Annotated in this window: 20 protein-coding genes and 11 tRNA genes; 12 read left to right on the forward strand and 19 right to left on the reverse strand. The window is 48.7% G+C overall.

Going from position 1 to position 24,491, the window contains the following annotated elements:
- Positions 1–23: 23 nt before the first annotated feature.
- Entirely contained in the window at positions 24–1,001 is a 978-nt protein-coding gene (locus tag BZG84_RS10970) for an arginine deiminase-related protein (RefSeq protein WP_077479212.1), read from the reverse strand.
- Positions 1,002–1,321: 320 nt separating this feature from the next.
- Positions 1,322–2,296 carry an ABC transporter substrate-binding protein gene (locus BZG84_RS10975; RefSeq protein WP_077479213.1) on the reverse strand — a complete coding sequence of 325 codons (975 nt, stop codon included), beginning with the start codon at positions 2,294–2,296 and terminating at the stop codon, positions 1,322–1,324.
- A 199-nt stretch (positions 2,297–2,495) separates the two neighbouring features.
- Between BZG84_RS10975 and BZG84_RS10980 the strand changes: the two genes are divergently transcribed.
- Positions 2,496–3,455 (forward strand): sensor domain-containing diguanylate cyclase, encoded by a 960-nt coding sequence (locus tag BZG84_RS10980; RefSeq protein ID WP_077479214.1) that lies wholly within the window; start codon positions 2,496–2,498, stop codon positions 3,453–3,455.
- Between the two features lie 17 nt (positions 3,456–3,472).
- Here BZG84_RS10980 and BZG84_RS10985 read toward each other — a convergent pair.
- From BZG84_RS10985 to BZG84_RS11015, 7 genes are all read right to left on the reverse strand, one after another.
- A tRNA-Gly gene (locus tag BZG84_RS10985) sits at positions 3,473–3,548 on the reverse strand.
- A gap of 132 nt (positions 3,549–3,680) precedes the next feature.
- Positions 3,681–3,757, reverse strand: a tRNA-Met gene (locus tag BZG84_RS10990).
- Between the two features lie 37 nt (positions 3,758–3,794).
- A tRNA-Gly gene (locus BZG84_RS10995) sits at positions 3,795–3,870 on the reverse strand.
- 36 nt (positions 3,871–3,906) lie between these two features.
- A tRNA-Met gene (locus BZG84_RS11000) sits at positions 3,907–3,983 on the reverse strand.
- A gap of 37 nt (positions 3,984–4,020) precedes the next feature.
- Positions 4,021–4,096, reverse strand: a tRNA-Gly gene (locus BZG84_RS11005).
- A gap of 137 nt (positions 4,097–4,233) precedes the next feature.
- A tRNA-Met gene (locus BZG84_RS11010) sits at positions 4,234–4,310 on the reverse strand.
- Between the two features lie 29 nt (positions 4,311–4,339).
- Positions 4,340–4,413 (reverse strand) — tRNA-Cys (locus BZG84_RS11015).
- 399 nt (positions 4,414–4,812) lie between these two features.
- Between BZG84_RS11015 and BZG84_RS11020 the strand changes: the two genes are divergently transcribed.
- Complete coding sequence (locus tag BZG84_RS11020) at positions 4,813–6,321, forward strand: M28 family metallopeptidase (RefSeq protein WP_077479215.1); 1,509 nt, start codon at positions 4,813–4,815, stop codon at positions 6,319–6,321.
- 33 nt (positions 6,322–6,354) lie between these two features.
- Here BZG84_RS11020 and BZG84_RS11025 read toward each other — a convergent pair whose 3' ends face one another.
- From BZG84_RS11025 to BZG84_RS11035, 3 genes are all read right to left on the reverse strand, one after another.
- Positions 6,355–6,927 (reverse strand): alpha-ketoglutarate-dependent dioxygenase AlkB family protein, encoded by a 573-nt coding sequence (locus BZG84_RS11025; protein ID WP_077479237.1) that lies wholly within the window; start codon positions 6,925–6,927, stop codon positions 6,355–6,357.
- Positions 6,928–7,043: 116 nt separating this feature from the next.
- On the reverse strand, positions 7,044–7,652 hold the full coding sequence (locus BZG84_RS11030) for a 2OG-Fe(II) oxygenase (protein ID WP_077479216.1): 609 nt from the start codon (positions 7,650–7,652) through the stop codon (positions 7,044–7,046).
- A 115-nt stretch (positions 7,653–7,767) separates the two neighbouring features.
- Complete coding sequence (locus BZG84_RS11035; protein WP_077479217.1) at positions 7,768–9,048, reverse strand: NAD(P)/FAD-dependent oxidoreductase; 1,281 nt, start codon at positions 9,046–9,048, stop codon at positions 7,768–7,770.
- Positions 9,049–9,345: 297 nt separating this feature from the next.
- Here BZG84_RS11035 and BZG84_RS11040 point away from each other — a divergent pair, with 297 nt between their 5' ends.
- The 7 genes from BZG84_RS11040 (at position 9,346) to BZG84_RS11070 (ending at position 17,981) form a co-directional block, all read left to right on the forward strand.
- Positions 9,346–10,389, forward strand: coding sequence for an ABC transporter substrate-binding protein (locus BZG84_RS11040; protein ID WP_077479218.1), 1,044 nt, complete (start codon positions 9,346–9,348; stop codon positions 10,387–10,389).
- 234 nt (positions 10,390–10,623) lie between these two features.
- On the forward strand, positions 10,624–11,634 hold the full coding sequence (gene ltaE / locus BZG84_RS11045) for a low-specificity L-threonine aldolase (protein ID WP_077479219.1): 1,011 nt from the start codon (positions 10,624–10,626) through the stop codon (positions 11,632–11,634).
- Positions 11,635–11,815: 181 nt separating this feature from the next.
- A complete protein-coding gene (locus BZG84_RS11050) occupies positions 11,816–14,206 on the forward strand; it encodes a Lon protease family protein (protein WP_077479220.1) in 2,391 nt (796 codons plus the stop codon).
- Positions 14,207–14,439: 233 nt separating this feature from the next.
- Complete coding sequence (locus BZG84_RS11055) at positions 14,440–14,667, forward strand: FeoA family protein (RefSeq protein ID WP_069589119.1); 228 nt, start codon at positions 14,440–14,442, stop codon at positions 14,665–14,667.
- Positions 14,667–16,994: a Fe(2+) transporter permease subunit FeoB gene (gene feoB, locus BZG84_RS11060; protein ID WP_077678206.1), complete on the forward strand. Its 2,328-nt coding sequence runs from the start codon at positions 14,667–14,669 to the stop codon at positions 16,992–16,994. The genes BZG84_RS11055 and feoB overlap by 1 nt, the downstream gene beginning before the upstream one ends.
- Positions 16,945–17,166 (forward strand): FeoC-like transcriptional regulator, encoded by a 222-nt coding sequence (locus BZG84_RS11065; RefSeq protein WP_069589117.1) that lies wholly within the window; start codon positions 16,945–16,947, stop codon positions 17,164–17,166. The genes feoB and BZG84_RS11065 overlap by 50 nt, the downstream gene beginning before the upstream one ends.
- Positions 17,167–17,351: 185 nt before the next feature.
- Positions 17,352–17,981 carry a Fic/DOC family protein gene (locus BZG84_RS11070; RefSeq protein ID WP_077678207.1) on the forward strand — a complete coding sequence of 210 codons (630 nt, stop codon included), beginning with the start codon at positions 17,352–17,354 and terminating at the stop codon, positions 17,979–17,981.
- A gap of 60 nt (positions 17,982–18,041) precedes the next feature.
- Here BZG84_RS11070 and BZG84_RS16335 read toward each other — a convergent pair whose 3' ends face one another.
- From BZG84_RS16335 to BZG84_RS11095, 6 genes are all read right to left on the reverse strand, one after another.
- The gene (locus tag BZG84_RS16335; protein ID WP_157891193.1) at positions 18,042–18,209 is read right to left on the reverse strand and encodes a hypothetical protein; all 168 of its coding nucleotides are present in this window, start codon (positions 18,207–18,209) and stop codon (positions 18,042–18,044) included.
- Positions 18,210–18,385: 176 nt separating this feature from the next.
- Positions 18,386–18,472 (reverse strand) — tRNA-Leu (locus BZG84_RS11075).
- 38 nt (positions 18,473–18,510) lie between these two features.
- Positions 18,511–18,586, reverse strand: a tRNA-Gly gene (locus BZG84_RS11080).
- Between the two features lie 101 nt (positions 18,587–18,687).
- Positions 18,688–18,764, reverse strand: a tRNA-Met gene (locus tag BZG84_RS11085).
- A gap of 24 nt (positions 18,765–18,788) precedes the next feature.
- Positions 18,789–18,862, reverse strand: a tRNA-Cys gene (locus BZG84_RS11090).
- Between the two features lie 219 nt (positions 18,863–19,081).
- The gene (locus tag BZG84_RS11095) at positions 19,082–19,669 is read right to left on the reverse strand and encodes a TfoX/Sxy family DNA transformation protein (RefSeq protein WP_077479223.1); all 588 of its coding nucleotides are present in this window, start codon (positions 19,667–19,669) and stop codon (positions 19,082–19,084) included.
- A 283-nt stretch (positions 19,670–19,952) separates the two neighbouring features.
- On the opposite strand from BZG84_RS11095, the gene BZG84_RS11100 reads away from it, so the two are divergent.
- The 3 genes from BZG84_RS11100 (at position 19,953) to BZG84_RS11110 (ending at position 22,622) form a co-directional block, all read left to right on the forward strand.
- The gene (locus BZG84_RS11100) at positions 19,953–20,540 is read left to right on the forward strand and encodes an LON peptidase substrate-binding domain-containing protein (protein ID WP_077479224.1); all 588 of its coding nucleotides are present in this window, start codon (positions 19,953–19,955) and stop codon (positions 20,538–20,540) included.
- Positions 20,541–20,673: 133 nt separating this feature from the next.
- Positions 20,674–21,597 carry an HDOD domain-containing protein gene (locus tag BZG84_RS11105; protein WP_077662110.1) on the forward strand — a complete coding sequence of 308 codons (924 nt, stop codon included), beginning with the start codon at positions 20,674–20,676 and terminating at the stop codon, positions 21,595–21,597.
- 119 nt (positions 21,598–21,716) lie between these two features.
- The gene (locus tag BZG84_RS11110; protein ID WP_077479226.1) at positions 21,717–22,622 is read left to right on the forward strand and encodes a lysine exporter LysO family protein; all 906 of its coding nucleotides are present in this window, start codon (positions 21,717–21,719) and stop codon (positions 22,620–22,622) included.
- Between the two features lie 86 nt (positions 22,623–22,708).
- Here BZG84_RS11110 and ptsG read toward each other — a convergent pair whose 3' ends face one another.
- A complete protein-coding gene (gene ptsG, locus BZG84_RS11115) occupies positions 22,709–24,136 on the reverse strand; it encodes a PTS glucose transporter subunit IIBC (RefSeq protein WP_069589109.1) in 1,428 nt (475 codons plus the stop codon).
- Between the last annotated feature and the right edge of the window lie 355 nt (positions 24,137–24,491).

Raw genomic sequence — 24,491 nt, forward strand, 5'->3', positions numbered from 1 at the left:
CGTTTTTACCGCTTAGCGATAATTTACACAGTTTGGTGCCGAGGCAGGAAGATTTCACCCATCATGCAACGCACACTCCCTCCGCCGACGGTTTCAATGGTGTTTACATCAATCGGCACCAGCTTGCCAAATTGACGTAAAGTCCGCTTTTGATCTTCAGTAAACGCACTATACGCGGAAAGAGACATCACAATTAACGACTCACCGTGACGATTGCGTAGCTGCAAAATATTGCCACACAGTTGATTCATCTGTGCCTCGCTGATTGAAACCAAGGTTTTGTCTTCGGCGAGCGTATTACACACGAGCTCACGTTGAGCAGGCTCGATGACCTCGTCACACACCACAGCAAACGCTTCACCCACCGCCATCATCACATTGGTGTGATACACAGGATTGCCGTCACTCATTGCCGTGTTAAAGCTAACAACTTGGCGCATACCCACTTTGGCTGCCCATTCGGTTAACAGAATGCTGTCACAGCGGTGAGAAAGTGCTGCATAGACACGCTGGTTGAGGTGATCAATCACCATCGCACCCGTACTTTCTAGAAACGCTTCGTCTTTGTCGTGACACTTTACTTTGTGCACATGGTTAACGGCGTAGCCCGCTTTATCAAGGGCCGCCATCAGGCGCTCAGGCTTAACCTCAAGTTGACGATTAGGACATGCCATCGGGTACAGATACAGTTCACCGCTTGGCAATGTACTAAACCAGTTGTTAGGAAATACAGCATCAGGCGTTGCTGGATCGGAGTCTGGATACTCCATCACGACGACATCAATACCATGGCGACGTAGCGTCATCACCATATTATTAAACTCTGCCATGGCGCGCGTTTTCACTTCCTCATCGGGCAACGCCAGCGCATGCTGGAAACCATTATCTTCACTGGTTTGTGCATTAAATTTAAAGTGCACAGGTGGCACCATGACCACCGCAGACGCTGCGTGTGGATGTGTAAGCGGATATTGGGTATCGCAGCTCGCTAAAAACGCCATAAGCAAACCTTCCAAAACAACATGATTAAAAGAGTATAGATGGCCTGTCGCGCACACGATCACTTGTCGGTGCACGCTGGCCCGAATGCTTGATAAATTTAATAACCGCAGGAAAATATCATTGAAACAACTCTTTTACAAACAGAGTTTTTTGATGCGACCTGATAACGCGAAATGCCGCAACGCTGTCGATGGTTGCTACCACAGGACAGGTCTTTTCTTGCTTAGCAGCAAGCCGGTTTTTGTCCGGATACCTCAACGCACAATTTGAAATTACACAAGCACCGCTCAAGCATAGGTAGGGCTAGCCACCGTTAGGATTAGCGAATCGGCACCCACTCCCGAGGCGGAGCTAAACCTAACTGAGCAAACTCCGATTTGCTGTAAATACCGGTTCCTTGGTGCCCGACAGAGATAGGGATTTGATCGGCTGGCATGCCGGCAAATACTTTATGGATGTAAACCGCAGCGTGAATGCCATGCTTTTCACCATCTAACACATACCCGCCGGCAGCCATACCCTCACCAACTGATACTTTCCAAAAAGCAAAAACAGGATGCTTCGCGTTTTGGTTCGTCCAAACAATCACTTGATTTGCATCGATATTCCTTCCCATCCTATCGCGCAATGTTTGGTAGCTACCCACAAAAAGCACATCATAGTCATCGTCTAGAACTGCTTTTTTCCAATCAGGAAACGTTGTAAACCTCTCGATCCTCGTGATCGTTTGATTTAACTTAGAAAAAAGGTTTGCCTGGCTTTGCAAATAACCGGTGTTGATTTTTGCAGTGGGACCATCATCGAAGAGAATTTTAATATTTTTAATCGGTTGATTAGAAAGCTGAATCACATCAGACAGCGAGCGATAAAAATGAGGCCGCTCAAGAACACCGGTCACGCGGACAGGCCCATTCAGGCTCTCGAGCAACGGCAGGGGATCGCCGTTTACGCCAAGAAAAACAACATCAATGTTTTCATGCTGCAGCCTAGGGAGCATATGATTCAGCGCGATATCATCACAAAGCAGGACGACATCAGGCTTTACCTTTTTATAAAAGGCGAATGCTTCGTCAGCTTTGCGCTGATGTGCTGATACTGGCAGCTTTTTAGCATTCATCTCAAAACGCGATACATGGATACTTTTGTCGAGCACCTTGTTCAGACCCAGTGTATAACTCTCGGTCCACGAGAATGTTTTATGGTAGCTATCAATGATCAATAATTTGTGATCCTGAGCGACGGCTTTACTCAGTAATCCCAAAGTGAGAATCATGCCTAAAATCAATGCTCTCATTAAATGCCCTCTTATCTATCGTCTTAATACTGTAGCCAAATAACAATGACACCTCTTGGTAACATTAAAAAACTGACGGTAATTGAGTGTCATTACGCGTTCAATCGCCCATACATGACCTAGCGAGATCCCATTGCGCTTTTTATATGACTATTGAGCTAAGGGTCTATACTGAATAAGCAGGGATGGAGGGCATAAAATGACACCGGCTCAGCCAACGAATAACGAAGTACAAAGGCTTCATTTACTTCATGATTTAGGCATTTTAGATACCGGTCATGAAGACAGGTTTGAGCGCATTGTTCGCGTTGCTGCCTATATCTCAGACTGCCCCATTGTTGCGATCAGCTTAGTAGACGAGCACCGTCAGTGGTTCAAAGCTAAGCGTGGACTGGCGGTGAATCAGACAGGACGTTCAGAGTCCATTTGTGGGCACGCCATCCACCAGCTAGAGCCGCTTGTGATTAATGATACGTATCTTGATGAGCGCTTTGCCGACAACCCCTTAGTCACAGGGCCTCCCTTTATCCGCTTTTACGCTGGCTTCCCATTTAGTTTGGATAACGAGCATATTCTCGGCACGCTGTGCGTGATAGACAGACAGCCTCGTGAACTCGATGGTTCCTGTCAACGGGCATTGGCAGATCTTGCGCACATTGTTGAACACGAGCTAATCATGACTCAACAGAATGTGTTAGACCCCTTAACAGGCCTGTTAAACCGGCGCGGTTTTAAGCGAGAAATTAGCGAATACCTCAATGATGACCTAGTGATCGAAGATCGCTACACACTATTACACTTCGACGTTCGCCAACTCCATCAACTTAATCATGACTATGGTAAGCTCGCGGGCGATCAGATTCTCAAAACCTTTGCGCGTTGTTTGAATGATGTGTTTGATGATGTGGGCTGGATAGGACGTATAGAGGGGTGTGAGTTTGCTGCGTTATTGATACAACAAGATGCAGATACAGTGGATAATCAGCTAGACCAATTATATATCAGACTATCACAACAACTTTCTTCGTATCGCTACCCATTTAGCTACACAGCTGGGCTTGCGCACTTCAGTGCCGTTGATCATACAGTCACGTTGGAAACCATGTTACTCGATGCCAGCAATGAAGTAAGACATTACCCATTACCAATGGAAAGATAACTGCTAAGGAAGGAAATTGGAGCGACATACGAGGTTCGAACTCGTGACCTCAACCTTGGCAAGGTTGCGCTCTACCAGCTGAGCTAATGTCGCTTTGTGACAAGCGTTTATAACGCTATATGAAATTGGTTGCGGGAGCCGGATTTTATCGCGCAATGCAATTGCGACGACCGCAGGTCTTATTAATAACCTTGCCTACGTTAATGACTTCACATACCTAAAATTTGGTTGCGGGAGCCGGATTTGAACCGACGACCTTCGGGTTATGAGCCCGACGAGCTACCAGACTGCTCCATCCCGCGTCCGTAACATCAATCGTTGCTTGATGTGGGCAAAACTTGGAGCGACATACGAGGTTCGAACTCGTGACCTCAACCTTGGCAAGGTTGCGCTCTACCAGCTGAGCTAATGTCGCTTTGTCGCAAGCGTTTTATAACGCTTTTGTAAAATTTGGTTGCGGGAGCTGGATTTGAACCAACGACCTTCGGGTTATGAGCCCGACGAGCTACCAGACTGCTCCATCCCGCGTCCGTAACATCAATCATTGCTTGATGTGGGCAAAACTTGGAGCGACATACGAGGTTCGAACTCGTGACCTCAACCTTGGCAAGGTTGCGCTCTACCAGCTGAGCTAATGTCGCTTTGTAAAATTGGTTGCGGGAGCTTTATTTATCGCGGAATGCAATTCGCGGAATGCAATTCGCGCAATGCAATTGCAACGACCGTAGGTCGTGTCAAATCGCTTTCAACTAAATAAATCGTCTCTACAACCTAAAATTGGTTGCGGGAGCTGGATTTGAACCAACGACCTTCGGGTTATGAGCCCGACGAGCTACCAAACTGCTCCATCCCGCGTCCGATTTTTACTCCGCCTAGTGGAAACATGGAGGCGCGTCCCGGAGTCGAACCGAGGTCCACGGATTTGCAATCCGCTGCATAGCCACTCTGCCAACGCGCCTTTCTTTTTGTTTCCGCCGCTGCGGTACGGGGAGGCATTCTACGGATTAACGTGATCGAGTCAACACTTATTATTTAATAAAAGTTTCAACTGCCTGCTTTGTAAACGAAAAAGCCAAATTTCGCGCGATTTGATGTGGTTTTCAGCATTTTATCTCTATTGTTATCGACTCACTCCGCGTTTTCCTTTGTGCAACACTGGGGATGATTAGGTCTACGTGCACAAAGCTATCTTCCCATCTCCTCCTCCGTTAAAAACAAAACTATCCACTATTAACAATTTTGTGACAATTAAACTATCCAATAATGGTTTTATAAATTTATCAGCAAGTTGTGTTTTTGCTCTACAGTCAAAAGGTCGCATGGAGTTTAGCGACCCTTATTCACTCAAGGAGGAATTATGCATTATAAACGCACGGCTCTGGCCGTTGTCCTTGCAACAAGCTGCACCCTCGCGCAGGCTGAAGATAAAAAAGTCTGGATCTCGATCGGTGCAGATGCACAACAAACCGCTTTGGCTTCTGGTGCACAGCCTTTATTAGCACAGTCAGTCGCACACAATGGGCAAGCATGGATTGGCGAAGTCAGTGAATCTGAGTTAGCCGCCCTCTCCCACGAGATGCACGAAAACCATCACCGCTGCGGTGGTTATATCGTGCACTCATCCGCCCAAAGTGCCATGGCTGCGAGTAACATGCCTCTTTCGCGCGCTAGCTTTGTCGCGCCTGCAATCAGTCAGCAAGCGTTAGTGACACCTTGGATTAGCCAAATTGATAGTGCACTCATCGTTAATACCATTGACCGTCTCACCGATTTTCCCAACCGTTTCTACACCACTACATCAGGAGCGCAGGCTTCCGATTGGATAAAGCAACGTTGGCAATCGCTCAGTGCAGGGTTAGCCGGTGCGTCCGTCACTCAGATTTCACACAATGGGTATAATCAAGAATCGGTGATGTTAACCATCGAGGGCTCAGAATCGCCCGACGAATGGGTCGTCGTCGGCGGCCACCTAGACTCGACGATTGGCTCCCGCACCAATGAGCAAAGTATTGCGCCTGGCGCCGATGATGATGCCTCAGGGATTGCTGCTGTCACAGAAGTGATCCGCGTCTTGGCGCAAAACAACTTCCAGCCTAAGCGGAGTATCGCATTTGTTGCCTACGCAGCAGAAGAAGTTGGATTGCGTGGTTCGCAAGACGTTGCCAACCAATTTAAGCAAGCGGGCAAAGAGGTTCGTGGTGTCTTACAACTGGACATGACAAACTATCAAGGATCTGCTGAAGACATTGTCTTTATCACCGACTATACCGACAGTCAGCTCACTCAGTATCTCACGCAGTTGCTTGACGAATACTTGCCTACCTTAAATTACGGCTTCGATACTTGTGGCTATGCCTGTTCCGATCACGCCTCGTGGCACCAAGTCGGCTATCCAGCCGCCATGCCGTTTGAAGCCAAATTTAATGATTACAACCCTAACATCCATACGCCGCAAGACACCTTGGCAAACAGCGATAGCGAAGGGGCTCACGCCGCGAAGTTCACGAAACTCGGTTTGGCCTATACGGTGGAGCTCGCGAACGCCGACAGCTCGCCCAATCCGGGTAACGAGCTGAAACTCGGAGAGCCCATCAATGGACTCTCTGGCGCTCGTGGGAATGAAAAGTACTTCAACTACCAGTTAGAACAATCCGGTGCGCTAGTGATCCGAACCTATGGCGGTTTTGGTGATGTAGACTTGTACGTCAAAGCCAACGGCGATGTCAGTAAGGAGAACTGGGATTGTCGCCCTTATCGCAGTGGCAATGATGAGGTTTGCCGGTTCGACAATGCAACGTCCGGCGACTATGCGGTCATGCTGCGAGGGTATAGTGCTTATGACAACGTTAGCCTGATTGTCGAGTAACGCCAGACCCACTGCCGATGAGCGGTAGTGGGTCTATTCTTTTCCTGACGACGACGTTATCCAGCGGAAAGTTAAATTAATCCGTGCGCCCACTGGTTTTTGTGTTTTGGGTAACGCATGTTGCCAATACGTTTGTGTTTGCCCAGCCATGACTAGTAACGCACCATGACTCAACAAAAACTCGCGTTTTTCTTTACTTTTGGTGTGACGGAATAAAAACCGTCGACTCGCGCCCAGACTCACCGATGCAATCGTCGGCTGCTCTCCTAATTCGGCTTCATCATCTTTGTGCCATCCCATGTAATCGCTGCCATCCCGATAGAGATTGAGCAATACGGTATTGAAACGGGCATGCGTGGCAGCCTCAACACGCGCCTTCAAATCCAATAGCTCAGGCGTCCAAGGGCGAGGAGATAATGTGAGTCCACTGTAGGTGTAAGCATGATCACCGTACCAAGCTAATAAACGCGGCTGCATCACGGTACGACCAAACATCGAAATGGGTAATTGTTGCCAAGGTGTGTGCTGATGCAATGCCGCCATGAGGTTATCGGCATCAGCCATAGGCAACCAATCTGGCTGCCAATGAACAGTCGCTTGTGGCATAGCAACGGCTTGCTGAGCGTCGAACTCGGCATGGTTAAAAAAGCTTTGCTGTTGCGGAGAACCCCTCATACTGACCGCTTGCTGGTTATCACTCGTAGCTGTCAGTATGCGGTTTGTTAGCGAATTGGATCAACCCGATGACCACTCATGCCGTTAATCCGGTACCAGCCCGCAATGCTAAACCGTTGTCGCTTCGCGGGTAGTACCTCATGAGGAAACTCTTCCGATAAGAAGGTCACAAGGCGACCGGCTTGGGGCCACAATGTTTTCAGATGGCTCCCATCGGCATGGTAAATGACGATTTCGCCCCCGTCCTCTTCACACCAGTCATGGTTCAAATAGAGCACTGTGGTGACTTTTCGGTTAGAGCGGCCTTTAAAGGCATCCACATGTTTGGCATAAAAATCACCGGGGTTATACTTGGCGAAATGCGCTTCATATTCAAAAAGGCCAAGAAAGAGATGACGATTAAACGCAAGCTGCAGTTCAGACATCTTATCGAGTAACGCATCAATGGCTGGGGCATGGCCGCGCTCTAACCAATGGATCTTGTCGGTGCGGATTTGGGTATTGGTATGTTGCTTCTGCTCGCGCCCAATACTGGCTTGCGTCCACTGCTCAGGCAAACACGCGTGTAAATCAGCCACTTCTTGTGCTGTTAAAAATTGATCGCACACGCTTAATCCGTGTGTCGCTAAATCATCAATGATGCTCAGTGTGTTCAAGCACTTACTCCCCGCTATTTGAAGGGCTACATTACTGCCTTCTTGGCGGGGAGCAACACGAGATCTTTATCGTGACGACAAGTATTTTTAATCGTTAACGGTTTGTACGTTGTCGCTACCCACCAAGCAGATCGGCAAGCTTCGCTTTCCAAATCGCGAGAGCCAATGCAGGGCTACGCAGCATTTTCGGGGTCGGGATCCAACCATGCTTTAAACGTGCAAACACATCAAAGCGGCTGGCTTGTCCGTCCATCGCTTCGGCAATCACGCGTCCTGCTATGTTCGTCAGCCCAACTCCATGGCCTGTGTATCCATGCGCGGTATAAATATCTTGGCCGAGGTGATCAATGTGTGGCATGTAACTGCGCGTCACGGCAAACAACCCGCCCCAGTGGTAGTCCATCTTCACATCACCTAACTGAGGAAAAACCCTTGTCATGCGTTGGTGTAGACGTTGAGCGGAGTCTTTATACTCACGATTAAACGGGTGGTTCACGCCACCAAATAAGAGACGTCCGTCTGCGGTGGGACGGTAGTAATCAAGACAGTTGTTGAGATCAGACATAGCCATGCGATTAGTAATGGGCATGCGATCGCCTAGTGGCTCTGTCACCGCAATAAAGGAGGCAACTGGGAGGACTTTCGCTTGCGCCTTGCGGTCTAAGCCATCGAGATAAGCATTGCATGCCAGCAATATGCGGGGAGCATTCACGTCACCTTGAGGCGTACGAACGCAATGAGTCTGCCCCTTCTTTATCGACTGCGCCGGGCTGTGCTCAAAGATTTGCACGCCTAAATCCTGCGCAGCTTTCGCTAACCCGAGTGTGTAATTGAGGGTGTGAATATGCGCACTATTCGGGTCGTATAATCCCCCTAAATAGCGCTCCGTATTCGCCACTTCTGCCACCTTAGCCTGATCCCACCATTGCGCCATCGGATACTGATAGTCACCTTGCTTTAAGGCGTGCCAACTTTGTAACTCGGTTTGTTGCGCCTTGTTTAACGCCAGTTCAATGTATCCCGGTTGGAAATCACAGGCTATTTGATGGCTATGAATCCTTTCACGCACGATATCAACCGCTTCAACGGAAAGATCCCAAAGTTGTTTACCCCATTGCGCGCCGTAGGTTTCATGCACCTCTCTAAGTCCGAGGCAATATCCCACTAAACATTGGCCGCCGTTACGTCCAGAGCCCCCCCACGCAATCGTCTTGGCATCCAATACAATCACTTGATAGCCGCGTTGACGTAATTCAATCGCGGCGTTTAATCCGGTTAATCCTGCGCCAATGATACAAACATCGGCGTGGTGACTACCGGTTAAAGGTGGAAAAGATAAGGATTGATTTTGCGTAGCAACATAGTAATTAGTGTCGGGGCGGTACGTTTTGACCATGTTCTCAATGGTTACTCATTTAGGTGATTCAATAAATAAGGCACAAGCTCAGGATACGAGTGTGAGGCTTGTACACAAAGCGCGCAGATAGTCGCATTGTCGTGCGCGACTCGCAAGCCAAAAATGACAGGATACTGCCCAATAATTTGGGGGCGCACGCAAGGGTTATGCTACCGTTAGCGGAACGTTTCACGAAACGCGATTTTGGTTAAAAAAAAGTCATTGACACAAAGGCTGGGTGCAATATGATGCGCCCCGACGTGTACTCGGCCAGCAAGCCATTGAAGGACCATGATAATGAACAAAATCACTCACGGAATTACCGCGACCGCACTCGCACTTTCAGCTGTATTTGCAACTGGGGTCAGCGCTGACGATAAAGTATTGAATCTCTACAACTGGGCGGAATATATGCCCATGGATGTGATCAATGCGTTTGAAGAAGAATACAAGGTGACGGTCAATTACTCGACCTTTGAGAGTAATGAAGCCATGTATGCCAAGTTGAAGCTACTGAATGGAAAAGGCTATGACCTCGCTTTCGCTTCAACCTATTTCATCGATCGCATGATCAAAGAAGACATGCTGGCCAAAATTGATAAATCAAAGATCAGCCACTTCGATGAGTTACGTCCCGGCCTACTGGGTCAACCGTTCGACAAAGCGAATGACTACTCCCTGCCCTATGTATTCGGCGTGACGGGTATCAGTTACAACAACCAATATGTCAACGGGGACAAAGTCACTAAGTGGGCCGACCTATGGCGTGATGACTTCAACGCACAAGTGATGCTTCTCAACGATGTGCGTGATGTCTTTGGCATGGCGTTAAAAGCGCAAGGACACAGTATTAACAGCAAAGACGAAGGCGAGATCAAGCAAGCGTACGAGTACCTTCGTCAATTGCGTGACAACGTTGTGGTCTATAACTCAGATGCGCCTCACGTTCCTTTTGTGACCGGTGAAGTGACTATTGGTCAGCAATGGAACGGCAACGCTTACATGGCGCAGCAAGAAATTGATGGCATCGAGTTTGTTTATCCGCAAGAAGGCGCGATTCTCTGGATGGATAACTACATTATCCCTAAAAATGCAGAGAACAAGACGCTGGCTCATCAATTCATCGATTTTATGTATCGTCCTGAGAACCAAGCCAAACTGGTCGAGGAATTTGGCTACCCGGCGCCCAATACCCGTGCGGCGGAGTACCTGGATGACGAGCTGAAAGAAAACACGACCATTTTCCCTACTGACGAAGCCGTCAACAGTGGCGAATTTACCGATGATGTGGGTGAAGCGGTGAAAATCTACCAAAAATACTGGCAGATGCTAAAAAGCTAATCATCGACTGATGGGTCTCATCTGTTTGGTATTCTCACCAAATGTCTAGGGAACCCCTTCAAGTCTCATTAATCAGGCCATATCACGGGTATGGCCTTTTTCGTGCGCGTATATTTGTCTATTCTTTGTGGTTAGGCCTAGAGCCAATCGCCGGTCTCAACTGCCAACTAACGAGCATTGTGTGTATTATTAGGCAACACGCTCGACGACCCTCACTCAGCAAGGATGTAATACATGATTGATTTTCGCTCCGATACCGTCACCAAACCCGACCAAGCCATGCGAGATGCGATGGCTAACGCTCACGTCGGCGATGATGTTTACGGTGATGACCCGAGTGTTAATGCATTAGAACGCTGGGCCGCAGAGCGCCATGGCTTTGATGCCGCCCTATTCACCACATCAGGTACGCAAGCGAACCTATTAGCGCTGATGTCGCACTGTGAGCGCGGTGACGAATACCTGTGTGGTCAGCAAGCGCACAACTACAAATATGAAGCCGGTGGTGCAGCGGTATTAGGCTCTATTCAGCCTCAACCCATTGAAAATGCCCCAGACGGTACGTTGCCATTTGAGAAGCTTGCCGCAGCCATTAAACCTAACGACTTTCATTTTGCACGCACCAAATTGCTCAGTTTAGAAAACACCATCGGCGGCCGCGTTCTACCCCTTTCCTACTTGGCCGAAGCTCGCATGTTTTGCAACAAGCATCAGCTAAGCCTTCACCTTGATGGCGCACGTGTTTACAACGCGGCGGTGGCACTGGATGTCGATATTACCGCGATAAGCTGCCATTTCGATTCTATGACTGTTTGCTTGTCAAAAGGATTAGGAGCACCGATCGGCTCCTTACTGTTGGGCTCGAAAGCCTTCATTGAAAAAGCTAGACGGCTACGAAAAATGCTGGGCGGTGGTATGCGTCAAGCCGGTATTCTCGCCGTTGCCGGACAAAAAGCACTCGAAGAAAATGTCGAACGTCTCGCTGAAGATCATGCTAACGCTCATTATTTAGCCAATGAAATCAATGAGATTGAAGGCTTTTCTACCCACAATTATGACGTTCAGACCAATATTGTGTATGTCGATATTGCCGACAACATCGATCGGGTTCGTCTCAATATGCGCCTGATGGATAACGGCTTTCGAGTGAGTTTAAATGGCACACCGGCCCGCTTTGTCACTCATAAAGACGTAAATCGTCAAGATATCGACGCATTGATAAACGCGATTAAAAAATCGCTCTAATCAGCCCTGCTTTTATGACGTATTCAAAAGGGCCTTTAATGGCCCTTCTTTGCTCATTTATTCGCCACCCAGTGCTAAACTGTGACCCTGTCGCAACTTTCTCCACCAGCATCACTAAAACAGTCACTTACACTCGCTACACTGAAAGCATCAATCGATAAAAGACCAAATAGGATCGATTATGGCGACTACCGTGGTGAACAGCGAACGTTTGTATCGCGAATCTAGCTTTAAACACAGTGACATCACCTCAACCAAGCACCTTGCGCCGTTGGATGAAATTGTTGGCCAAGACCGAGCACGACATGCCGTTGAGTTTGCCATGTCGATCAAGGAAAAGGGCTATAACATTTACGCCATTGGTCAGAACGGATTAGGCAAGCGCACCATGGTGATGCGCTATTTAAACCACCATTGGAAAAATGATACGTCTATCCATGATTGGTGCTACGTCGCTAATTTCCAAGAAGCCCGCGCGCCTGAATTCTTAAAGCTTCCCGCAGGGCGAGGAAATGAACTCAAAAAGCACGTTGAGCAGCTAATGGGAAAACTTGCCAATGCGCTGCCGCTCGCGTTCGACAACGAGATGTATTATCAGCGTGCTGAAACACTCAAAAATCAGCTCACCGAGCGCCAGCAAACCGTATTAAAAGCACTCAGTGATAGCGCAGAACAAAACAATGTTAGTTTGACGATCACCCCGCAGGGCGATTACCAGTTTGTTGCCCTTAACGGCGAAGAGCCTCACACTGAGGACACCTTCGATGCGCTCTCTCAAGAGGAGCAAATGGCATTCGGCAAGGTGATTGATAAACTCGAAACCGAACTGCGCAGCATTGTGCGTCAACTCGGCGAGTGGGAAGAAGACTATGCGGAAAAGCAACAAGCGCTGGATGAAGAAGTAGCGCGCGATGTGATTGCCGCCCAAATGAAGTCCGTCACCAAAGCGTTTGCAGATCTCCCTGACGTGCTGGCATTTCTGGAGGCGATGCAAGCGGATATGCTAGAGCATTTGGATATCTTTCTCGAAGACAGCGAGGATCAAGCGGCGCTCGCTTATGCCGCACTCGATAAAAAACTACCGCGCCGCTACCAAGTTAATGTCTTGGTGAGCCAAGACGACAACCAAGCCCCTGTCGTGGTAGAAGACAGCCCCAGTTATCACAACCTCTTTGGTTATGTTGAAAATGCCACTTTTAAGGGCACAGTGTTCACCGACTTCTCGCTGATCCGTGCGGGCAGTTTTCACCGCGCTAATGGCGGCGTGCTGCTGATGGATGCCATCAAGGTACTCGAGAAACCCTACGTCTGGGACGGCATCAAGCGCGCCCTAAGCACAAGACAGCTCAGCGTGAGCGCCCTTGAACGCGAAGTCACCCTTAGTGGCACTGTATCGCTCGACCCTGCCCCCATTCCACTTGATGTGAAAATCATCTTATTTGGTGATTACCAAACTTATCAATTGCTACAACGCTATGATGCCGAGTTCAGCGAGCTATTTCGGGTGACCGCGGACTTCGAAGACGACATGCCACGTAACGACAGCACAGAACAACAGTACGCGAAGTTTATCTCCAGCATTATCCACGACGGCGGTTTGCTACACTGCAGTCGCGGTGCGATTGCGCGTATTATTGAGCACAGTGCCCGACAGGCCGAAGATCAAAATCGCTTGTCGCTGCACTCCGCTGATATTGCTAACCTTTTGCGCGAATCCAACTACTGGGCCACGCAAGCCAACGCTAATAGTATTCGTGCTCTGCATGTTGAAAAAGCCTTGGCAAGCCGCAATATGCGGGTGAGCCGCGTGCGCGATAGCATGATGCAGAACTTTGAAAACGGCGTCACCTTAATCAATACCACCGGCTCTGCACTAGGCCAAGTCAACGGCTTATCGGTATTGAGTACATCTGATTTTAGCTTCGGACTCCCCAACCGGATTACTGCCACTACCGCGTATGGTGAAGGCGAAGTGCTCGATATTGAGCGCAGCGTTAAACTCGGTGGACGGATTCACTCTAAAGGGGTGATGATCTTGTCCGCGTACCTCGCCACCCTACTCGGCAAAACAGAACAAATCCCGCTCAAAACGCATATCACTTTTGAGCAATCTTACGGAGGCGTCGATGGAGACAGTGCGTCAATGGCAGAGTTTTGTGCGATTCTCTCGGCGATTACGGGCGTGCCCTTGCGTCAAGATCTGGCGATTACAGGATCCATGAACCAATTTGGCGAGGCGCAGCCGATTGGCGGCGTGAACGAAAAAATCGAGGGCTTCTTTGATGTATGCACCATTAAAGGTCCCACCGAGCAGCAAGGGGTGATCATTCCCGCCGCCAATATCCAAAACCTGATGCTGCGCAAGGATGTGGTCCATGCGGTTGAGAAAGGTGAGTTTCACATCTATGCGGTCTCCCATGTGGCCGAAGCGCTTTCGCTGCTTACCGGACAAAACGCAGGGTTTGGCCCAGATGCAATCACCACAGACAACCTCCTTGCAACCGCCAAAGCCAACTTAAATGATCAGCGGCGTAAAGCACAAAAAGAGTCATCATCGCATCACGCACGCTAATCTATCACTCGCTGGCAGTGGTTTGACTGCCAGCGAGTGAAATATTTTCTTACAAAGTTAGCGGCTAGTTTTTGCTTTTTCCCCTCACATATCTACTTTTTAACCACCATTTATTTCATCGTCTTACTTTCAAGACAAGCTGCTCACTAAAAATTGCTTGATCCTAAGCAAAAAACCACGTCAAATTTAAGCGTAACATCCAATGCAAACCATTCTTATTTGGATCTCGCGCTATGAAACTGTCGACTCTCGGTCGCGGCCAGGCCGCACGCATTACCAGTGTCCATCATGTGCCAGCTGTTATCCGCCATCGTCTTGCCGTTATGGGATTGATCCCGGGCACCGCCGTTGAGCTGGTCCGGCGTGCACCTCTGGGCGACCCATTGCAAATACGCCTCGACAACGAACAACTCATCGTCCGTCGTGAAATCGCCAAGCTGATCGATGTGGAGGCCATGTAATGAGTAAAACACGCATTCTTCTCGCCGGTAACCCCAACTGCGGAAAAACCACCTTGTTTAACGCATTAACCGGTTCTCGCCAAAAGGTTGGTAACTGGGCGGGCGTGACTGTGGATAAAAAAGTCGGTCAGCTTTCGCTCGATAATGCTGAGACCGAGATCACCGACTTGCCCGGCTTATACGCGCTAAACGCTGGCTTTGACGCGAGTTTAGATGAGCAAATCGCGACCTTTTCGATTGATAGCCGCGCCAGTGACGTCATCATTAACGTACTGGATGCTAACAGCCTAGAGCGTGGACTGTACTTGACGCTGCAGCTCCGTGAGCGTGGTGTGCCTATGGTGGTGCTGATCAACAAAATGGATCTGCTCGATAGGAACGGACAACAGCTTGATATTGCTAAACTGCAAGCGTGGTTAGGCTGTCCTGTCCTTACCGTCACCGCCTGCCAAGCAGACAGCGTCGCGACATTTCGCCACCAACTGTCCCATATTGTGAGCGACATCCCTCAGTGCGACGCCATGCAACTGAACTACGGTGAGCACATCGAAGCTTGGATACAAGCCCACCTTGGCGCCAGCTTTATTCGTACCGCGACCGGACAAGTGAACCAACGCGCGCACCTGTTAGAATGTCTCGAACGTGGTCGCCTGCCTGATGGCAGTGACGAGGCGCAACAACATATCTTTGCGCAAGCCTGCCAATCGCTCGCCGAGCATGATACTGATATTCTGATTGCCGATGCACGCTACAGCTATATCCGCGATTTGGTGCATGACGCCCGTCGTGAGCATCGCCACTTAAGTCGCAATAATACTGAAAAGCTTGATAAGGTTATTCTTAACCCCTTCTTATCGCTGCCTATTTTGCTCGCCGTGCTATACGCCATGTTTGTGTTTGCGATTAACATCGGCGGCGCATTTATCGACTTTTTTGATATTGCCGCGGGCGCGATTCTCGTCGATGGCACCCATCAGCTACTGGATGGGGTGCTTCCGACCGCCATCGTCACCGTTATCGCAGATGGTCTCGGCGGCGGGATCCAAACTGTCGCGACCTTTATTCCCGTCATTGCGGGCTTATACCTGTTCCTCACTGTTCTCGAAAGCACTGGGTATATGGCACGCGCCGCATTCTTACTCGATGGTTTAATGCAAAAGATCGGCTTGCCGGGCAAAGCCTTCGTCCCTTTAATTTTGGGCTTTGGCTGCACGGTACCAGCGGTGATGGCAACCCGTACCCTAGAACAAATCAATGAGCGCAAAACCGCGGCTACCATGGCTACCTTTATGTCCTGTGGTGCACGGCTGCCGGTGTACGCCTTGTTTGCTGCCGCTTTCTTCCCACAACAAGGGCAAAACCTGGTTTTTGGCCTTTATTTACTAGGCATTGTGGTGGCGATCATCACCGGCCTGATTTTGCGTCACACGCTTTATCCCGGGCACAGTGAAAGCCTGCTCATGGCGCTACCAGACTATGAATTGCCACGATTACGCCATGTAATGAGCAATACTTGGCAGAAGCTGCGCCGTTTTGTTTTGGGTGCCGGTAAAACCATTGTACTGGTGGTAACCATTTTAACCTTCTTCAACTCGCTCGGCACAGATGGTACATTCGGACACGAAGACAGCGACACGTCCGTGCTGTCTAAAGCCGCGCAAGTCGTGACACCTGCCCTCGCCCCGATAGGTATCGAAGAAGATAACTGGCCGGCCACCGTAGGTCTTGTCACCGGTTTGTTTGCCAAAGAAGCCGTCGTGGGTACGCTCAATAATCTTTATGCGCCTTCAGATATCGAGGAAACCCCCACCACGATCGGTGAGGCCTTGCTAGAAGCGGTACAAAGCATTCCTGCCAACTTGTTTGATATTGATTTCAGTGATCCATTGGCGGTAAGCGTAGGCGATATCGATAATCCCGAACTTGCCGCAGAGGAGCAAGAAGTCAGTCTCGCCACATTCGACAACCTGCATCATCACTTTAGTTCCACCGCTAGCGTGTTGGCCTACTTGATGTTTATTTTGCTCTATACCCCCTGTGTAGCAGCGATGGGCGCTTATACTCGCGAGTTTGGTCGCCGTTTCGCTATGTTCATTGCCAGTTGGTCAATGTTACTGGCCGTCAGCGGTGCGACCCTGTGTTTCCAACTCAGTCAGATCAGTGTTTCACCGGTTTCAGCTTCACTCTACATTGGCGGTATTTCGGCGCTACTCATCGCGGTCGTTGCCGCAATGCGCTACATCGGTAAGCATCCTCATTGGTTTAAGGAGACCTATTATGATCCTGCAAAAGCTCAAAGCCAGTGTCACTCAGGCGGGTGTCATTAGTGCCGAGGCGCTTGCCAAAGAGTATGGTCTGACCCCGGACGGCGTGGACGCCATGATGGAAACGTGGATAAAACGGGGGACCATCGTTCGTCAGTGCCCCTGTCAGGATCCTGCCGATATTCATTATCGCTTGGCACATCACAATGAGATCCATTGCCTCAGCATGGTCTAACCCCTTCCCTTTCAAGCAGCGTTTCGACGCTGCTTTTTTTACTTCTGCATCCCGCATAACACCCATTATCTATCCACTATACTCAAAGCCTATGGCATAACAGCCATCGCAACAGGCAACATAACTGATCATGGCGAATGTCGTATCCCTAAGACCATGGTGACAGATAAGCAAGGAAGACAGGTATGACACGTTATGAGACGCAAGCCTCAGAGGCGCAATATCAACCTGGATCGAATGAGCAAGTCTTGCGTAACTTACTCGGTATCACGCAATTGCACGACATAGAAGATATTGAGGCAGTGCTTTTGTCTAAACTCTACGAAAGGGTTTTTACCGGTGGACACTTTCCTCGCGCACTGCGCTTTAACACTATGGCCAGTTGGCACCGGCAATGGCTCGGGAATGTCTATTTGTGGGCTGGGCAGGTGCGAAATGTCGAACTGAGTAAGGCGGGATTTCGCTTCACCTCACCGAAACAAATTGGTCCTTGTCTCGCTCAGTTTGAACGAGATTACTTAACGGATTATCCCAATTTACCAACGATGACACGCACAGAGCTCATTCACTTTTTAGCGCAAAGCCATGTTGAATTCATTCTTATCCATCCATTCCGAGAGGGAAATGGACGCATTTCTCGCTTATTGATTGATGTGATGTGTCAAAAGGCAGGAATAGGGTTGCTGGATTATCAGCTATGGGAGGAAAACAAAGATTTTTATATCGCCGCTATTCAGGCGGGCGTCGGGCATGATTACCAGCATATGGAACGCTTAGTAAAAGATGTATTGCCACCCAGTTCCCTAATGGGTTAACAAGGTCATCGCCAATTGCCGGTAATATTGGCTTCTCGCCGTCCTTACTGCAGTGAGTGGCTAATCAGCCAATGCGAGCGCTTGGTATTTTTGCCGATTTTCTTTTAATTTCGCTTCTACTTCTTCCGTGGTTGCTTGCGTTTCGATTGCCGTCGAGCTTGCCACCGCGCGATCAATCATTTTTTGTGTGACTTGTTTTGCTTTTTTTTGCATCTCTGGCCTGTGCATACTGCCCTCATTCGTTATGGTTAAATTTTAGGCAAAAAAGCATCTAAATTCAATGGTGATATGTTTATCACTTAGACAATATTGTGACTGGGATACGGCTTTTAATACAGTGCGCAAACTCGCTGTCTGTTAAACGCAAAAACGGCGACCAATCTGGTCGCCGTTTTCTTTTTTAATGGTGCCCCGGGCCGGACTTGAACCGGCACAGCGCGAACGCCGAGGGATTTTAAATCCCTTGTGTCTACCAATTCCACCACCGGGGCACACAATTCTTTCAGCCGCTTACGCCACTGTTTTAATTTGGAGCGACATACGAGGTTCGAACTCGTGACCTCAACCTTGGCAAGGTTGCGCTCTACCAGCTGAGCTAATGTCGCTTTGGTTGCGGTAGCCGGATTTATCGCGCAATGCAATTGCGACTACCGTAGGTCGTGTTGAATAAACTTCAACCGGACAAACTATTTTTACAACCTAAAATTGGTTGCGGGAGCCGGATTTGAACCGACGACCTTCGGGTTATGAGCCCGACGAGCTACCAAACTGCTCCATCCCGCGTCCGTATTGTTTTAGCCAAGTGCATGGAGGCGCGTCCCGGAGTCGAACCGAGGTCCACGGATTTGCAATCCGCTGCATAGCCACTCTGCCAACGCGCCTTTACGTTTCACCTCTCGGCTAAGTGGTTTGAATTCTACATAACTTTTTTCGCCTGTCACGTATAAATCGCACTTTTATGGTTTAACCGTCGATTATTTATCCAAGCGTCACATTTTTCGCACAATCTGAGTATATTCGCGCCACCCGCCTCACTTAGCTAGACCCTAAACATAAAAAAGCCGACCTATTCGGCCGGCTGTCTGCGCGCAAAATGGGTATTAAACAGCGGCAAGTAAACGATCGCGCTCTTCTTTTTCAATCAGCTTCCAGTGACAACCTTGTTGCGCACCAGCAAATTTCCACAACAGGGAGACATCCACATCTTTGCCATGAGTCATCTGCACACGGCGAAACAGCTCCTCGGGAGTAAGCTGATTAAATGTACGCACATCTTCAACGCCAGATTTCTTCAGCATACGCTCAATGGTCAGTCGTAGATTAGGCAGATCGCGTAATCGACGGCTCTCTAGGCTCTCTTTGCGTTTTTTATCTGCCACCGCAATATCGATCGATGTTTTGACAAGCTGACCTAATTCGGGATCGTCTTGAATGTATAAGCTGGTTATTTCGTAATAATTAACAACCGCGGTTGAGCTTTTCTTGACATGGACAAATTTACGACACGTTTTGTCGAGTAGTCTTTCTGATAATGCGCCACCGCCTCGCAAATACAGTCGCTTATCCGTCAGCAACATAAACATCGCGCCGTCGTAGAAAAACCCTGTTCCGCCAAACATTGAGCGTTGTTCCATTTCACCGAAGTTGCTCAAGTACTTAACAATATGGGCTTTAAATACCACACTCATCGGTAACTCCTATTTCTCTCCTGAGCGAAAAAAGTGATGACCAAAAAAGCGGCCACCAAGCCTAATAATTCGACACGCGAAATAGTGCATGATGTTGATATGAAATTCTATGCATTAGATCACTGTACAGAAATTTAACCCTTAAAAAGACATATGGTTAATGAGGGCACTTAAAAAAGCATTCGTATTTCGTTTTAAACTGAAAGGAAGAGTGATGAAGACTTAACCAACTTAGCCAAGTGCGCTAGATTTAAGGAAGAGACATTTTATACTCGAGGATACGATGTTACCTAAGCCAGTTTTAATTAGAACCAGTCACTTACTCCCCGGAGGCTTACACACTTACATTGTGCCAGAAGCCCTTTACCTGAGCGTGTTGGCGCAGGCTGGGACTCCGCCTGAGCTTCTGATTGCTATGCAAGAAGAAGGGAGCGAACTTGAGATACCTAGTGCGATTTCTCCTATCGTTACCCTTTGCCACATCGCGGACTTTGATCGCCACGATACCCACCATATGGCGCTAACGCTGCAAGGGGTCGAATGTGTAAAAGTCGAATCTATGACACTGGGTGACAATGACGTAAAGTTAGGCACATATTCGCCATTACCCCAATGGCGACAACAAAATACCCCGCAAGAGTATGAATATTTAAGCAACAAACTAGCGCAATACTATCGCTCAAACCCCACGTTACATCACCACTTTAATCTTGCACAATATGACGAACTTGGGTGGGTGTGTTTGCGTTGGCTGGAGCTGCTGCCTATTGAAGTCAAACAAAAACAGCTATTGCTGTCACAACCTAGCCCAAATCAGGTCGCAGAGTTTATCGATAAATTGCTACGTTACCCGCTCGAAAACGACGAGTGACGCTAACGCCTACTCCAAGTTGTTCAAAGTATCAACAAAGGAACGAAAAAAGCGAGTAATCCACAAGTTCGCGGTTCTCTTTCCTGTGCGTCCGCATTACCATACAAGACGGTAAAAAATAGAATCAGGACTTATGGACCATCTGTCATTCTTTTGGGTCTCCCCCGATCGCGATAAATACTTACGCGGCATAGAATCTGAGTTTTACAAACGCGCCATTGAAACCATCCGTGTCAATCGCCTTGCCCTCCCTCCTTTACCGGATGTCGTTCTGTCAATCCAGCGCGCCAGCAAACAGCCTCATACCACGATGCGCGATATTGCCAACTTATTGATCGATGATCCTAGCCTCTGTGGTGCGGTACTCAAGGCAGCAAACTCCGCTTTATTTGCACCACGGGCCACCGGCAAATGCAACGACATCCAAACTGCAGTCTCCCGATTAGGGGTCGATCGTGTGTTAGGGATAGTGACCGCCGCAGCGATTTATCAATTAAAAAGCCAAGCCAAATTTGGCCCACAGTGCAATCACATTTTGAAGCGAAGCGCGCAAAAATCCCGTGAGTTTGCTGCCGCTATGGCGTTGGTGACCCAGAAAATTCATAACTATTGCGATGAGCCCTTGTCGGTTGAGCCAGAAAAAGCCTTAATCATTGGTCTACTCGCAGATATTGGTTTGTACAGCATCATCGGCGAATTTCAGCGCTTTCTCGATGAAGGCCACTACCTTAAGTTTGATATCGCCGAACAAGTCTTCTTTAACTTATCGGGCGATTGCAGTCGACTCATCCTTCAAAACTGGCACTTTGAGCGTGATTACATTGAAGTGGCGATTAATACCAAGCTATACACACACGCTCGCCCAGACATTACCTATTTAGATATTGCACGCATGGCGAATCACTTACTCATGTTCCGTAACCATGATGACGCCATTGATGATCATGACGTTGAACTCACCGCGCCCGGGGCTGAAGCTCTTTATGAACTCTCTAACTTGAACGAGTTGGACTTTACCCGTGAGCTTGACGCTGTCATCGAAGCGAGCAGTATCTAACGCCAATGCGCCTGTCACGCTGTGGTGTGATTCCATATCACAGCTGTCTGATTTTATTGACCAGACTATTAACCGATTGATAACCTCGATGAACTCTTTCTTTATTGTGAGCAAAATCGATGTTCTCAGGGATGTTACTGATCTTTTTACCCCTTATCGTGGGCTACCTCATACCTCTTAAGCGGCCTCAGCATGTTCATTGGGTTAATACGCTAACCGTCCGACTGGTGATCGTGATTTTATTGCTGATGGGCCTGAGCTTAGCTTCTCTCGACAACCTAGGGAGTAACATTTCCACTATTGGTGTCTACGCAGCAACCTTCTTTGTCTGTATTGGGGGGGCCAACCTCCTCGCGTTACCCGTTTTAGATAAAATCTGGCCGACGGACACGCAGGGCCATCAACACAAACTAAAGCTAAGCACCATGATGTCTGAATCCGGCAAACTGATAGCCGCCGTCTTTGTGGGGCTCGCCGCTGGCCTGATCGTAGAAATGAACTTATCTTGGGTCGATACCGCCAGCGAAATCATTCTGCTACTTCTGCTGTTCTTGATTGGTATTCAGTTACGCAATAGTGGCATGACACTTAAACAAATTGTACTGAATAAAAAAGGTGTGGTGATCGCCGCGCTCATCGTCATCACCTCACTGCCGGGTGGTTTATTGGCCGCATGGTTACTCGATTTGCCTTATCATCACGGCCTTGCGATGGCATCCGGGTTCGGCTGGTATTCCTTGGCAGGGATCTTAATGGGAGATGGGCTGGGCCCCGTCTATGGTGGCGCCTCGTTTATTGTCGAACTTGCCCGCGAGCTGGTGGCCATTATGTTGATTCCCATGATTATTAGCCGTTATCCACTCACGGCGATTGGCTATGGTGGCGCAACCGCGATGGACTTTACCTTACCCATTATTCAAAGCACCGGCGGGATTCGCTGTGTGCCGATCGCGATCGTCAGCGGCTTTATTTTAAGTCTGCTGGTTCCGGTACTAATGCTATTCTTTCTCTCGCTCGGCGCATAACGCTCCCTCACCTTTTCTCATCGTGGCAAATACACATAAAAAAAGGAGAGCCAATGGCTCTCCTTTCGCTTGGACGATGTCACTGGTTAGTGACTGCGCATCCAATCATCCATTTCCGTACGCAGGTTGTCTGATTTCGTACCGAAGATAGCTTGTACGCCACCAGATACAACTACAACACCCGCTGCACCAAGTTGCTTAAGCTTGTCTTGGTTAACAATTTCAGTGTCTGCCACAGAAACACGTAGGCGTGTAATACATGCGTCAAGACCTGTGATGTTGTCTTTACCACCGAAGGCTGCAACCAAGTCACCCGCTAGCTCAGAGCCAGTCGCTGTTGAGGTTTCAGTGGTTTCGTCTTCACGACCTGGGGTTTTCAGGTCAAGAGCACGGATCACCACGCGGAATACGATGTAGTAAAGAACACCATAACCCAGGCCAAGCAGTACCAGTGTGGTCACGTTCTCAGCACGTGGCATTTGTACGATAAAGTCGATGAAACCGTTAGAGAAAGTATGGCCGTGTACCACGCCCAGTGCGTTGGTCAACACATAAGCCAAGCCCGCCATCACCGCGTGAATACCGTACAGTACAGGTGCGATGAACAAGAACGAGAATTCGATAGGTTCAGTAATACCAGTAAGGAATGAAGTCAGTGCTGCTGACGCCATGATACCCATGATTTTGGCACGGTTTTCTGGTTTTGCAGAATGTGCAATCGCAAACGCAGCGGCTGGTAGGCCGAACATTTTGAACAAGTAACCACCAGCTAACTGACCGAAGCCGTTACCTGCTTCACGAGTCGCGTCGTTAGCGGTCAAGAAGCAAGTCATGATGCCATTCACTTGCTCGCCTGCATTGTTCACACAGCTACCTGCTTCGTAGAAGAAAGGTACGTTCCAGATGTGATGCAGGCCGAATGGGATCAAGGCACGCTCGACAATACCGTAGATACCAAATGCGGTCACAGGGTTTTGCTCTGCAGCCCAGTGAGAGAAGGTAGCGATCGCACCACCGATTGGTGGCCAGATAACAGAAAGGATGACACCCAGCGCGATAGAGAGGAAACCGGTGATAATTGGCACCGAACGTTTGCCCGCAAAGAAACCAAGGTAGTCAGGCAGCTGAATGGTGTAGAAGCGGTTAAACGTCCACGCAGCCACAGCACCGGCAAGAATACCGCCAAGTACACCCGTCTTGATTTCTTCAGCGCCCATCACAGGAGCCATCACGTTAAGTGTTGCCACCATGATGCCGTAACCGACGATCGCAGACAGACCGGAAACACCGTCGTTGTTAGTAAAGCCCAGCGCGACACCCACGGCGAACAGCAGTGCCATTTGGCCGAACACAGACCCACCAGCTTGTTCCATCAGATGAGAAACAATATCTGGCATCCAGCTAAAGTTGGCCGCACCAACACCTAGCAATATACCTGCTACCGGTAGCACGGATACTGGTAGCATCAGCGCCTTACCGACTTTTTGCAGGTTAGCGAAGAGGTTTTTTGACATAGTCTTGCTCCTGACAAGGAAGTTAACAATGCATGCTCTCGTGGCTAACCATTCGGCTCCCCCGCTACAGGTGGCCCGAAAACGTCGGACGCCTGAGAGTCATTGCGATTTGTGATTATTGAACTCACCCAAACTATAAGGTGCGAATCATCACCCTGCCTACGTACGATGATTTTACTGATTAAAAAGTAAATATAGATCACAATTAAACTTGCTGACAAAATCAGCAATAATATTCATAAACAACTGATTTAAAAATATTTTTTATTTCAAAAAGCAAGAATTGAAAAAGTACAACAAGTGCGATGAGAAAAAAGTGGAAAGTTATTTTACGTAACGAATTAATACACTAAGT

This window comes from Salinivibrio sp. PR932, assembly GCF_001996125.1.
GTDB lineage: Bacteria > Pseudomonadota > Gammaproteobacteria > Enterobacterales > Vibrionaceae > Salinivibrio > Salinivibrio proteolyticus.